The 12,500-nt window shown below is 35.4% G+C and carries 11 protein-coding genes, 2 tRNA genes and 2 rRNA genes (2 of these 15 running past the window's edge); 14 read left to right on the top strand and 1 reads right to left on the bottom strand.

The genetic code is table 11. From position 1 onward, the window contains the following. The 9 genes from Q2T46_RS08270 to Q2T46_RS08230 form a co-directional block, all read left to right on the top strand. Positions 1 to 959 (top strand): 23S ribosomal RNA (locus Q2T46_RS08270) (it extends 1,916 nt beyond the left edge of the window). Between the two features lie 298 nt (positions 960 to 1,257). Continuing rightward, positions 1,258 to 1,366 (top strand): 5S ribosomal RNA (gene rrf, locus Q2T46_RS08265). Between the two features lie 7 nt (positions 1,367 to 1,373). Further along, positions 1,374 to 1,448: transfer RNA gene (locus Q2T46_RS08260), tRNA-Asn, on the top strand. 26 nt (positions 1,449 to 1,474) lie between these two features. Next, positions 1,475 to 1,549, top strand: a tRNA-Gly gene (locus Q2T46_RS08255). 108 nt (positions 1,550 to 1,657) lie between these two features. Then, on the top strand, positions 1,658 to 1,900 hold the full coding sequence (locus Q2T46_RS08250; RefSeq protein WP_192401559.1) for a hypothetical protein: 243 nt from the start codon (positions 1,658 to 1,660) through the stop codon (positions 1,898 to 1,900). 131 nt (positions 1,901 to 2,031) lie between these two features. After that, positions 2,032 to 2,769, top strand: coding sequence for an elongation factor P 5-aminopentanone reductase (gene ymfI, locus Q2T46_RS08245; RefSeq protein WP_303263394.1), 738 nt, complete (start codon positions 2,032 to 2,034; stop codon positions 2,767 to 2,769). Between the two features lie 241 nt (positions 2,770 to 3,010). Then, the gene (locus tag Q2T46_RS08240; RefSeq protein WP_303263395.1) at positions 3,011 to 4,045 is read left to right on the top strand and encodes an NDP-sugar synthase; all 1,035 of its coding nucleotides are present in this window, start codon (positions 3,011 to 3,013) and stop codon (positions 4,043 to 4,045) included. A gap of 14 nt (positions 4,046 to 4,059) precedes the next feature. Continuing rightward, positions 4,060 to 5,238, top strand: coding sequence for a glycosyltransferase family 4 protein (locus tag Q2T46_RS08235; protein WP_303263396.1), 1,179 nt, complete (start codon positions 4,060 to 4,062; stop codon positions 5,236 to 5,238). A gap of 17 nt (positions 5,239 to 5,255) precedes the next feature. Then, positions 5,256 to 6,287, top strand: a complete 1,032-nt coding sequence (locus Q2T46_RS08230) for a glycosyltransferase (protein ID WP_303263397.1) — start codon at positions 5,256 to 5,258, stop codon at positions 6,285 to 6,287. Between the two features lies 1 nt (position 6,288). Here Q2T46_RS08230 and Q2T46_RS08225 read toward each other — a convergent pair whose 3' ends face one another. Continuing rightward, positions 6,289 to 7,014 (bottom strand): pseudouridine synthase, encoded by a 726-nt coding sequence (locus Q2T46_RS08225; protein ID WP_303263398.1) that lies wholly within the window; start codon positions 7,012 to 7,014, stop codon positions 6,289 to 6,291. Positions 7,015 to 7,241: 227 nt separating this feature from the next. Between Q2T46_RS08225 and pflB the strand changes: the two genes are divergently transcribed. From pflB to Q2T46_RS08200, 5 genes are all read left to right on the top strand, one after another. Then, positions 7,242 to 9,470 (top strand): formate C-acetyltransferase, encoded by a 2,229-nt coding sequence (gene pflB / locus Q2T46_RS08220; RefSeq protein WP_303263399.1) that lies wholly within the window; start codon positions 7,242 to 7,244, stop codon positions 9,468 to 9,470. A gap of 28 nt (positions 9,471 to 9,498) precedes the next feature. Then, positions 9,499 to 10,227, top strand: a complete 729-nt coding sequence (gene pflA, locus Q2T46_RS08215; protein WP_303263400.1) for a pyruvate formate-lyase-activating protein — start codon at positions 9,499 to 9,501, stop codon at positions 10,225 to 10,227. A gap of 94 nt (positions 10,228 to 10,321) precedes the next feature. Next, positions 10,322 to 11,212 (top strand): MBL fold metallo-hydrolase, encoded by an 891-nt coding sequence (locus tag Q2T46_RS08210; RefSeq protein WP_303263401.1) that lies wholly within the window; start codon positions 10,322 to 10,324, stop codon positions 11,210 to 11,212. Between the two features lie 224 nt (positions 11,213 to 11,436). Then, the gene (locus Q2T46_RS08205; protein WP_303263403.1) at positions 11,437 to 12,279 is read left to right on the top strand and encodes a fumarate hydratase; all 843 of its coding nucleotides are present in this window, start codon (positions 11,437 to 11,439) and stop codon (positions 12,277 to 12,279) included. Between the two features lie 27 nt (positions 12,280 to 12,306). After that, positions 12,307 to 12,500 carry the 5' portion of a Fe-S-containing hydro-lyase gene (locus Q2T46_RS08200; RefSeq protein ID WP_303263404.1) on the top strand. 364 nt of this gene lie beyond the right edge of the window, so the window shows 194 of its 558 coding nt (coding positions 1–194); its start codon is at positions 12,307 to 12,309; its stop codon lies beyond the right edge, outside the window.

Below are 12,500 nucleotides of genomic sequence, written 5' to 3'. Positions count from 1 at the left end.
CCTTGTCGGGTAAGTTCCGACCTGCACGAAAGGCGTAACGACTTGGGCGCTGTCTAGATGAGGGACCCGGTGAAATTGTAGTACTCGTGAAGATGCGAGTTACCCGCGACAGGACAGAAAGACCCCATGGAGCTTTACTGCAGCTTGTCACTGAATTTTAGTAATATCTGTACAGGATAGGTGGGAGGCAGAGAAATATGGGCGCCAGCCTATATGGAGCCGATGTTGGGATACCACCCTGATATTACCGAAATTCTAACATAGGAGCCGTAAGCCGGCATATGGACACTGACAGGCGGGCAGTTTGACTGGGGCGGTCGCCTCCCAAAAAGTAACGGAGGCGTCCAAAGGTTACCTCAGCGCGGAAGGAAATCGCGCGTAAGAGTGCAAAGGCAGAAGGTAGCCTAACTGCGAGAAAGACAATTCGAGCAGGGACGAAAGTCGGGCTTAGTGATCCGGCGGTAGAGAATGGGATTGCCGTCGCTCAACGGATAAAAGCTACCCTGGGGATAACAGGCTGATCTCCCCCAAGAGTCCACATCGACGGGGAGGTTTGGCACCTCGATGTCGGCTCATCGCATCCTGGGGCTGAAGTAGGTCCCAAGGGTTGGGCTGTTCGCCCATTAAAGCGGTACGCGAGCTGGGTTCAGAACGTCGTGAGACAGTTCGGTCCCTATCCGTCGCGGGCGTAGGAAATTTGAGAGGAACTGCCCTTAGTACGAGAGGACCGGGGTGGACAAACCGATGGTGTACCAGTTGCGTAGCCGTACGCACAGCTGGGTAGCCAAGTTTGGAAGGGATAAACGCTGAAAGCATCTAAGCGTGAAACCCACCTCAAGAAAAGATTTCCCATCCGAAAGGAGTAAGACACCTTGGAGAAGACGAGGTAGATAGGCCGGAGGTGTAAGAGTAGAAATACTTTAAGCTGACCGGTACTAATAAGTCGAGGACTTGACCTTAAGCATTGTGCAGTATTCAAAGTTCATTTAAAAAAGCATATAAAGGAAGAAAAAATTTAGAAAAGAAAAATATTATTGGAAGTGAGCAATTAATTGCGTTTTCGTAATATACTAGGCGAGCGAAGTGAAGAGAGGTGTTAAAAGACGTCACAGCGCATAGACGGCTTTAGCCGAACGAACGAAGCGAGCCAAAAGTATATAGAAAACACAATTTGCGAACGGAAATAATATTTTCGAGAGAAAAATTAATGAAAGAGATTTTTCCGAAATATGCAAAAGAATAAATGAACAAAAGATTTCCGGTGGCAATAGCGGAAGTTAAAAACCCGTTCCCATACCGAACACGGAAGTGAAGCCCTCCAGCGCCGATGGTACTGATTACTCGGGAGAGTAGGTCGCTGCCGGATAATATATTCCTCAGTAGCTCAATGGTGGAGCAACCGGCTGTTAACCGGTAGGTTGTAGGTTCGAGCCCTACCTGAGGAGCCATTTTTGTATTTAAAAGAGAATATTTTGCGGATGTGGCTCAGTGGTAGAGCATCGGCTTCCCAAGCCGAGGACCGCGGGTTCGAATCCCGTCATCCGCTCCACATAGACTGTAAAGATTTCGCTTGTGCGAAGTCTTTTTCATTTTATGCATTAAAAAGACAAGATAAAATATAATGTTAGTAGAAAAGTAGAATTTAGGGGGCTTACATATGGATGTATATGATGTATCGTTGATACCTCTCATAATCGGATTGGTTGAGGTAGTAAAACAAATTGGATTGCCAAAAAAGTATTCCGCTTTAGTAGCACTAGTTTTTGGAATAGTTCTCGGAATATTGTACATAGCTCCAGGAGATACATTGAAAGGTATATTGCTGGGTATTGCTATGGGCCTTGGTGCATCAGGACTTTACAGTACGACTAAAAATACAGTAGAAGCTATCAAAAAATGATTTAAAAATCAAAGGTGTAAAGCTTGTTCCATATATCATATTTTTATATGATATTGATTTTTGCTTTGTATTTGTATAACCTATTTATTAGTGAATATTTTTTATTTTTGATTATATGAAAGGATGTTTTTATGTTTAATGGAAAAGTCATAGTAGTAACTGGAGGTTCAGGTGGTATTGGTTCCTTTATATGTAAAGAACTAGCTAAATTGGGTGGGTGTGTTGCAATTCATTATAACAGCGACTATGAGAGTGCTAATAATTTAAAAAAGCACATAAAAGAAGAATTAGGTTACGCAGATATATTTAAAGCGGATATAAGCAATAGATCAGAAGTAGACATGATGATGAAAGATATCTTTGATAAATTTGGGCGGATAGATTATCTGGTTAATAATGCTGGTATTTCACAGATAAAACCTTTTATGGACATAACAGAGGACGAATGGAAACATATGATGGATATAAATTTAGGTGGAGTATTTAACTGTACACAAAGTGCTTTAAAATATATGTTAAAGAATAAAAAAGGCGCTATTGTAAATATTTCATCAATGTGGGGGATATATGGAGCGTCATGTGAAGTACATTATTCTGCCACAAAAGGTGGAATCATAGCTTTTACTAAGGCGCTGGCAAAAGAATTAGGACCATCAAATATTCGTGTCAATTGCGTAGCACCAGGAGTCATTGATACGAAAATGAACAGGAAATTATCGTTTGACATAATTGAGGATTTAGCATCAAGAACGTCTCTTGAAAGGCTAGGAACTCCAGATGAAGTTGCCAAAGCAGTATCTTTTTTATTGTCGGATGAAGCTTCATTTATAACAGGACAAGTTTTAACAGTTGATGGAGGATTTGTATAAAATATAAAGCATTATTATTATATTTCAATTTTATGCTTAATTTTAAAACATTTACATAAATAAACAATACTCTTGACATATGGAATAAATAGGATTATAATTTTAATTGTTAGCAGCCTTTCAGTTAGAGTGCTAATATCAACAAAAAATATAGTGCTATCATATTTTTCACACATTATTTAATATTCTGCAATATATTGATAATTTCTAAATATAAAAATTTAATAAAGGGGGAATTCGAATGAAAGCTTTATTGCTGGCTGGAGGATTAGGGACAAGACTAAGACCTCTAACGAATTTTCTTCCTAAACCTATGGTACCCATAATGGGAAAGCCTTTGTTAGAGTCAACCATTTTGAGATTAAAGCATCAAGGTGTAGACGAGGTAGTAATAAGTACATGTTATAAATCGAATCATATAGAAAAATATTTTGGTGACGGTGAAAAATTAGGCGTAAAAGTATCTTATATTAAAGAAGATATACCTCTTGGTACAGGCGGTGCTATAAAAAATGCAGAAGAATTTTTTGGTGATACATTTATAATTTTAAATTCAGATATTATTTGCGATATAGATATTAAAAATCTTGTAGAATATCATAAGTCGAAAAATGCTTTAGCTACAATTGCTATGACTAAAGTTGAAGATCCGTCTCAATACGGTGTAATTGAATATGACGATAATGATTACATTACGGCATTTAAGGAGAAGCCAAAACCTTATGAGACAAATTCTAAATGGATAAATGCTGGAATATATGTGTTTGAGCCAGAGCTACTAAATGAAATTCCAAAAGATGAAGTTGTGTCAATAGAGAGGGATACATACCCAAAACTTTTATCAAAGGGATGCAGCATGGCTGCATATAGGTATGGTGGGTATTGGATAGATATAGGTACAATTGAAAAATATAAAAAAGTTCACTTTGACATTTTTAAAAATAATTGTAAATTTGTTGATATGAGTGGTTATAATTATAAATGCAAAAGTACCATTATAGATCCTTCAGCAAAAATAGTAGAGCCAATTTTTATAGGACACAATGTAAAGATAGACGCAAAAGCACATATTGGGCCATATGTCGTAATAGGTGATAATACTCATATAGGTTCTAACAGCATTATAAGGCACAGTATCGTATGGGACAATGTGAAGATTAACAAAAATGTAAATTTAATAAATGCAGTTGTAGCATCAAATAGTGTTATTGATGGAATGAGAAAGATCGTAGATGAAGTTTATGCTAATAGTATTAATGATTATGTAGCAAGTTAATAGGGGTGATGGAAATGGTGAAGAATAAGGAGATAAAAATAGCATTTTTAAGCACATTCCCACCAAGGGAATGTGGTATAGCGACATTTACACAAGACTTAGTAAATGAACTTAAAGATATTAAAATAATAAACGAACCAAAGGTAATTGCCATAAATGATAAAAAATATGATTATGATGATGATGTTATTTATGAATTGCAGCAACATGACAGGAATAGCTATATAAAATTAGCTGAAAGATTGAATGATTCTTCAATTGACTTATTAGTAATTGAGCATGAATACGGTATATACGGTGGAGAATGGGGCGAGTACATCCTTGATCTTGTAAATAATTTAAAAATACCTTATGTTGTAACTCTTCATACTATACTATCGAATCCACTAGATAAGCAGAAATATATTTTGCAGGAATTGTGTAGAAATAGCAAGAGAGTTATTACTATGGCCAAAAATACAATTCCACTGCTTTTAAATGTATACGGTGTTGATGAAAAAAAGTTAGTCGTTTTGCCCCACGGTGTTCCAAATCTACCAACACTATCTAGCGAAAGTTTGAGAAAGAAATACAATATTGATAGTGATAAATTCGTTGTAAGCACTTTTGGACTCATAAGTCCTGGCAAAGGACTAGAATATGGCATAGAAGCAATTGCAAAGGTAAAAGAAGAAAATCCTAACATACTGTATCTTATTCTTGGACAGACGCATCCTAATATAGTCAAGTCTGATGGTGAAGTTTATAGAGATTTTCTAATAAGGCGTGTCAATGAACTTGGTTTAAATGATAATGTGAAGTTTATTAATAAATATTTAACAAAAAGAGAGATTGTAGAGTATTTAAAACTTTCAGATGTATATATGACACCATATATTGGAAGAGAACAGGCTGTTAGTGGTACACTGGCATATGCAGCAGGGCTAGGAAAACTAGTAGTTTCGACGCCGTACAAATATGCTGAAGAGATTTTAAGCGATGGCAGAGGATTATTAGCTGATTTTAAAGATTCTGATTCTATAGCAAAATGTATAAAGTTTGCAATAGAGAATCCCCACAAGAAACAACTTATGGAAGAGAAAATGAGAGTTTATGGAAAGTCAATGATGTGGGATAATGTGGCACTAGAATACGTAGAGATGTTTTTGAGAATATTTGAGGATTTAGAGGATGATGCAAAAGAAGCAGTATAAACAGGAGGAGACATTATATGAATGGCAAAAGTATGTTTAATCATTTGTTTATACTGACAGACGATACAGGGATGATGCAACATTCAATTGGTTCTACTCCTAATCCTAAGCATGGCTATACGACGGATGATAATGCAAGGGCTATAATAGCTTCTGCCATGATGTATGAAAAATATAAAGAGGAAAAATACCTTAATTTGATTAAAAGATATTTATCTTTCTTATTGTATGCACAAGATGAAGATGGTCATTTCAGAAATTTTATGGCATATGATAGAAGGTTCATTGACGATGATTTTTCTGAAGATTGTTTTGGTAGATGTATTTGGACATTAGGATACTTATTGAATACTCCCTTAGAAGATAGGGTCAAGCTATCTGCTATAAAGATGATTGAGAAATCACTACCTATTATTGATGATTTAAAATATATTAGAGGAAAAGCATATACTCTAATAGGCTTATATCACATCTATAATGCAGAAACTAAATTTAAAAGAGATTTTATAAAAGGCAAAATAGCAGAACTGACAGATGATATCATTGAGGAGTATGAAAAAAGTTCAAATGGTGATTGGAAGTGGTTTGAAGATACTGTATCATATGATAATGGAATAATTCCATTATCACTTTTGAAATCTTTTGCTGTCTTAAAAGACGAAAAAATTCTAGATATAGCATTAGAAAGCTTAGAATTTTTGGACTCTATATGCTTTAGAAATGGCTATTTTAAAGCTGTCGGTTGCAAAGGATGGTATGAAAGAGGCAAAAGCATAGCGGAATATGATGAGCAGCCTGTAGAAGCATATACGATGGCTCTTATGTATATAGATGCGTACAAGATTACAAGAAATGAAAAATACAGAGAAAGAGCATTAGCTTGCGATGAGTGGTATTACGGCAAAAATTCTAAAAGAGTAAGTTTGTACGATGAATCAAGTGGCGGCTGCAGTGATGCTATAACAGAAGATGGTGTCAACAGCAATGAAGGAGCTGAAAGCCTTATTTCGATTATCATTTCACATTGTGCCACTAGTGAATTAAGATGATTTATTCGACAGACGATAAGAGTAGCTTTAACTCGTCATCTGTTAATTCTCTCCATTCCCCTTCTTTTAAATTTTCATCTAGATTAAGGTATCCCATAGAAAGCCTTTTTAGATAAATAACCTTTGAGCCAAGTGATTCAAACATCCTTTTTATTTGATGATATTTTCCTTCTTTGATTGACACGTAAACTTTTGATATACTACCTGATGATATTATTTCTAAATCAGCAGGCATAGTCTTATAACCATCGTCTAAAACGATGCCGTTTGAAAACAATGAAATATCATCTTCATCAATAAATCCAGAAATCTCTGCGTAATATTTTTTATACACATGCTTTTTTGGTGATAGCAATTTATGGGCTAGTATACCGTCATTTGTAAGAAGAAGTAGTCCTTCAGTGTCTTTGTCAAGTCTTCCTGCAGGGAAGACTTTTCTTGCTTTAATATCATCTGGCAAAAGTTCTAGTACAGTTTTTTCTGAAGGATCATAAGTAGCGCTAATAACGCCTTTCGGCTTGTTCATCATTATGTATATATATTTTCTATAAGATATTTTTTCGTCGTTAAAGATAATGTCATCTTTATCAGTTTCGATGATTAACCCGGGATCATTGACAGTTCTGCCGTTTACGGTCACGAGACCTTCTTTTATGAAGTCTTTTACTTCTCTCCTAGTTCCAAAACCCATATTTGATAGAAGCTTATCAATTCGCATCTTTGCCATTTCAATTCCCCCATACACTTTGACAGGATTTCTTTATAAATTATATCCTAAATAGAGAAAAATAAAAGAGTATAATGTGATATATGTCATATTTTTTGATTTGAAGCAGTGATAAAATATAATTGATGTTAAAAGTATAATAAATTTTCTGAAATGTATACAGTATATTGACTACAAAAGACAAAGCAGTTATAATTAAACCATAATAAATTTTAGGGGGTATTAAAGTGATTAATGAGTGGCGCGGTTTTCAGGAGGGCAAGTGGCAAAAAAACATTGATGTGCAGGATTTTATTCAGAGAAACTACACATTATATGAAGGCGATGACAGCTTTTTAGAAGGTCCTACAGAAAAGACTACTAAACTATGGAATAAAGTTCTTGAACTTATGAGAGAGGAATTGAAAAAAGGTGTACTTGATATTGATACAAAAACTGTTTCATCTATAACATCCCATGATGCTGGGTATATAGATAAAGACCTTGAAGAGATAGTGGGGCTTCAAACAGATAAACCGCTTAAAAGAGCTATAATGCCTTATGGTGGCATAAGGATGGTTAAAAAAGCTTGTGAAGCATATGGATATAAGCTTGATCCTAAAGTAGAAGAAATATTTACAAAGTACAGAAAAACCCACAATGACGGTGTATTTGATGCATATACTCCGGAAATAAGGGCTGCTAGACATGCAGGGATAATCACAGGACTTCCAGATGCATATGGCAGAGGAAGAATCATAGGTGATTATAGAAGAGTTGCACTTTATGGAATTGATAGACTCATCGAAGAAAAGGAAAAAGAAAAGCTTGAGCTTGATTATGATGAATTTGATGAAGCTACAATAAGACTGAGAGAAGAACTGACAGAACAGATAAAAGCATTAAACGAAATGAAAGAAATGGCTTTAAAGTACGGGTATGACATATCAAAGCCTGCAAAAAATGCAAAAGAAGCTATTCAATGGACGTATTTTGCTTTCCTTGCAGCTATAAAAGAGCAAAATGGTGCTGCTATGTCGCTGGGCAGAGTATCTACTTTTCTTGACATATACATTGAAAGAGATCTTAAAGAAGGAACGTTGACAGAAAAACAAGCACAGGAATTAATGGATCATTTCGTGATGAAATTGAGAATGGTGAGGTTTTTAAGGACTCCAGATTATAACGAACTTTTTAGTGGTGATCCTGTTTGGGTTACAGAATCAATTGGTGGTGTAGGCGTAGATGGAAGGCCTCTGGTTACTAAAAATTCGTTTAGGATATTAAATACTCTCTACAATTTAGGTCCTGCACCGGAACCAAATTTGACAGTTTTATGGTCTAAGAATCTTCCTGAAAACTTTAAAAGATTCTGTGCTAAAGTATCAATAGACACGAGTTCAATACAGTACGAGAATGACGACTTGATGAGGCCTATTTATAATGATGACTACAGTATTGCGTGCTGTGTATCTGCAATGAAGACAGGTGAGCAGATGCAATTCTTTGGTGCAAGGGCGAATCTTGCGAAGGCATTGCTGTATGCAATAAATGGCGGCATCGATGAAAGGTACAAGACTCAAGTAGCGCCAAAATTCAATCCGATAACATCAGAGTATCTAGATTTTGACGAAGTCATGGCAGCATACGACAACATGCTGGAGTGGCTGGCTAAAGTGTATGTAAAAGCTATGAATATAATACACTATATGCATGACAAGTATGCATACGAAAGATCGCTTATGGCGCTACATGATAGGAACATTGTAAGGACGATGGCATTTGGAATAGCTGGACTGTCTGTTGCGGCAGATTCATTAAGTGCGATAAAATATGCAAAAGTGAAAGCTATAAGGGATGAGAATGGCATAGCTGTAGATTATGAAGTTGAAGGTGATTTTCCTAAGTTCGGAAATGATGACGACAGAGTAGACTCCATTGCTGCTGATATTGTTGAGAGATTTATGAATAAACTTAAGAAACACAAGACCTACAGAAATTCTATACCAACATTATCTGTTTTAACAATAACGTCAAATGTCGTCTATGGGAAAAAGACAGGTGCTACACCAGATGGCAGAAAAGCCGGTGAACCATTTGCACCTGGTGCAAATCCAATGCATGGAAGAGATACAAAGGGTGCTGTTGCATCGATGAACTCAGTATCTAAAATTCCTTACGATAGTTCACTGGACGGAATATCATATACATTTACGATTGTGCCAAATGCACTGGGAAAGGAAAATGATGACAAGATAAATAACCTTGTGGGTCTATTGGATGGATATGCATTTAAATCTGGGCACCACATTAATATAAATGTCTTAAATAGAGACACGCTTATTGATGCTATGGACCATCCGGAAAAATATCCACAGCTTACCATAAGAGTATCAGGATATGCAGTCAATTTCAACAAACTAACGAGAGAGCAGCAGCTGGAGGTTATATCACGTACATTTCATGAATCTATGTAAAAGTAATTTCTTGTAAGGAGGATGTGTCATGGTTATGGGAAAAATACATTCAATAGAAACATGCGGAACTGTCGATGGGCCTGGTGTAAGGTATGTAGTATTCATGCAAGGATGTCTATTGAGATGTGCATATTGCCATAACCCTGACACTTGGCATTTAAACGATGGAAAAGAAGTATCTACAGATGAAATATTTAATGATGTGAAAAGATATATACCATATATGAAAGCATCTGGCGGTGGTGTGACATTGAGTGGCGGTGAACCGACACTTCAAGTAGAGTTCTGCACAGATCTATTTAAGAAGCTTAAAACAGAGAAAATACACACTGCAATAGATACGTCGGGATTTGTCGATATTGAAAAAGTAGAAGAGCTTGTAAGATATACAGATCTTTTTTTGCTTGATATAAAGCATATTGATGATGAAGGTCATAAGAAACTTACAGGTGTTTCAAATAGAAAGACGTTAAAATTTGCAAAATATCTATCAGATATAGATAAAAAAGTCTGGATAAGACATGTTGTAGTACCAGGTATAACAGATAATATGGAAGAAATAAAGAAGTTAGCTGATTTTGCGTCGTCATTAAAAAATGTAGATAGAGTTGAAATACTGCCATACCATAAAATGGGTGTGTATAAATACGAAGCACTTGGGATACCATATAGTTTGAAAGGAATAAATCCTCCTGACACATCAAAAATAGAAGAGATAAAAGAAGAATTTAGAAAAAGAGATATTAAAGTAGTTTAGCCTCATGATGTCTGTCATGGGGCTTTTACTTTGATTTAAATTAATAAAAGGTGTAAAATTATCGTGTGATGAGGTGATTTTTGGAGGTAATCGTATGAATCTAAATAAGATTAATAGAAATACATACTACATAGACAATCCTACAAATATTGGCGTTTACACCTATAAGAATAAAAATTGTTTATTAGTAGATACTGGCATAAACAATGGCCAAGCGAGAAAGATTGACAATGTATTAGTAGAAAATGGATTGCATCCCAAATATATTATAAATACTCACAATCACATGGACCACTGTGGCGGTAATATATACTTCAAGACTCAGTACCCTGGGTGCGAAATTTATACATCAAATAAGGAGCGATTGTACATAGAGAACCCAGAGTTGAGAGATATGGTACTGTTTTCTTCATGTCCAATAAGAGACCTTGATACGACTAATAAAACATTTTCTGTTGATTTCGTCATTGATTGTGGCATCTCAAAAATTGACGATGAAAAGTTTGATATAATATCTTTGGTTGGGCATTCAATAGATCAAATCGGTGTCATTACACCTGATAGAGTATGCTTTTTGGGAGACAGTGTATTTAGTGAGGATACAATAAAAAAATATTCACTTCCATATTTGTTTAATATAGAAAAAAGTATTGAAACTTTAAAAAAGTTAAAAGAGGTGGATGCAGACTATTTTGTAATAAGTCACATAGATAGAGTGCTTAACAAGGATGAGCTTGATGCACTGATAGAAAAAAATATTTCAAATATAGAAGATAATATTGAAATTATACTGGAATTATTGGAACAACCTCAGACAAGGGAAGGATTGCTGCAAAACTTAGTAATATTAAACGATCTGCCCTTAAATTTTACTCAGTATTATATTTATTTTTCATCGGTTTCTGCATTTTTGAGCTATTTGAGAGAAAAAAATCTTATCGATTATTCCATAGAAAACGGAGAAATGTATTTCTATAGGAGATAGATTTTTATGCTTTATCAAAAGCCTTTGTAAATAGATAATGTCATGAGAAAGGAGTATTTGTATGAAAGACTTTAATGGAAAAGTTGTAATAGTGACTGGAGGCGGACAGGGTGGTATGACAGTAAAAATGATATATGTGTAAAAGCCTTCCGCAAAATCTAATGTTGTAGTATTATTATTTTAATGATATTTATAATTTTTCTATTTAGTAATGAGGTGTACTTATGAGAGAGGTAAAAGCGGATGATATAAAAAAAACTGTCGAGCTTTTATGCATAGAAGCTAATTATAATTTACCGCAAGACGTTTTAAATACATTGAAGGAAAAGGCTTATGAGGAAGTTAGCGAAACAGGAATAGAAATACTGAATAGTATAATTGAAAATGCTAAGATTGCCAAGGTAAAAGAAATGCCAATATGCCAAGACACAGGCGTAGCGGTGATTTTCGTTGAGATAGGACAAGATGTCCATGTTGTAGGTGGTAGTCTTTATGATGCTATAAATAATGGTGTTAAAGATGGATATCTCAATGGGTATTTAAGAAAATCAATTGTGAATGATCCATTCGTACGTATCAACACAAATGACAATACACCACCTATTGTACATTATGATATTGTAGGCGGCGACAAATTAAAAATTACAGTTGCACCAAAAGGTGCAGGAAGTGAAAATATGAGTGCGCTAAAGATGATGAAGCCTTCCGACGGCATTGAAGGTGTAAGGAAGTTTATAATTGATACAGTTGAAGCGTCAGGCCCTAATGCATGTCCGCCGCTTATAGTAGGCGTTGGAATAGGCGGCAATTTTGAGTACGCACCGTTGCTTGCTAAAAAGGCCCTTTTAAGGCCGATCGATCAAAGAAGCAGTGACGGCGATGTGAGGGCATTGGAAGAAGAACTTTTATTAAAAATAAACAGCCTTGGCATAGGACCGCAAGGACTGGGAGGTAGGATAACTGCGCTAGCGGTAAATATAGAAAAATATCCTACCCATATAGCAATGCTTCCAGTAGCTGTAAATATATCATGCCATGTTACAAGACATGCTACAGCTATACTATAAAAACAGATAAAAAATGTGGAGGGAAAAATGTATAAGAAAATAAACACACCTTTAACAGAAGAAGTTATAAAAAATTTAAAATCTGGCGATACTGTTTTGATTACAGGTAGAATTTTTACTGCCAGAGATGCTGCACATAAAAGGATGGTAGAATCTTTAGATAATGGGCAAGAATTGCCTTTTGACATAAAAAATCAAGTAATTTACTATGTAGGACCTTG

The sequence above is a fragment of the Thermoanaerobacterium sp. CMT5567-10 genome, from assembly GCF_030534315.2.
GTDB lineage: Bacteria > Bacillota > Thermoanaerobacteria > Thermoanaerobacterales > Thermoanaerobacteraceae > Thermoanaerobacterium.
Note: the sequence above shows the minus strand (reverse complement) of the source record. Positions and strands in the feature narration are given on the sequence as shown.

Coding starts and splice junctions, on each gene's coding strand:
- ymfI (WP_303263394.1), top strand. CDS start 2,032: ATGTTTAATGGAAAAGTCATAGTAGTAACTGGAGGTTCAGGTGGTATT.
- Q2T46_RS08205 (WP_303263403.1), top strand. CDS start 11,437: ATGAGAGAGGTAAAAGCGGATGATATAAAAAAAACTGTCGAGCTTTTA.
- Q2T46_RS08225 (WP_303263398.1), bottom strand. CDS start 7,014: ATGGCAAAGATGCGAATTGATAAGCTTCTATCAAATATGGGTTTTGGA.
- Q2T46_RS08230 (WP_303263397.1), top strand. CDS start 5,256: ATGAATGGCAAAAGTATGTTTAATCATTTGTTTATACTGACAGACGAT.
- Q2T46_RS08235 (WP_303263396.1), top strand. CDS start 4,060: ATGGTGAAGAATAAGGAGATAAAAATAGCATTTTTAAGCACATTCCCA.
- Q2T46_RS08210 (WP_303263401.1), top strand. CDS start 10,322: ATGAATCTAAATAAGATTAATAGAAATACATACTACATAGACAATCCT.
- Q2T46_RS08240 (WP_303263395.1), top strand. CDS start 3,011: ATGAAAGCTTTATTGCTGGCTGGAGGATTAGGGACAAGACTAAGACCT.
- Q2T46_RS08250 (WP_192401559.1), top strand. CDS start 1,658: ATGGATGTATATGATGTATCGTTGATACCTCTCATAATCGGATTGGTT.
- pflA (WP_303263400.1), top strand. CDS start 9,499: ATGGTTATGGGAAAAATACATTCAATAGAAACATGCGGAACTGTCGAT.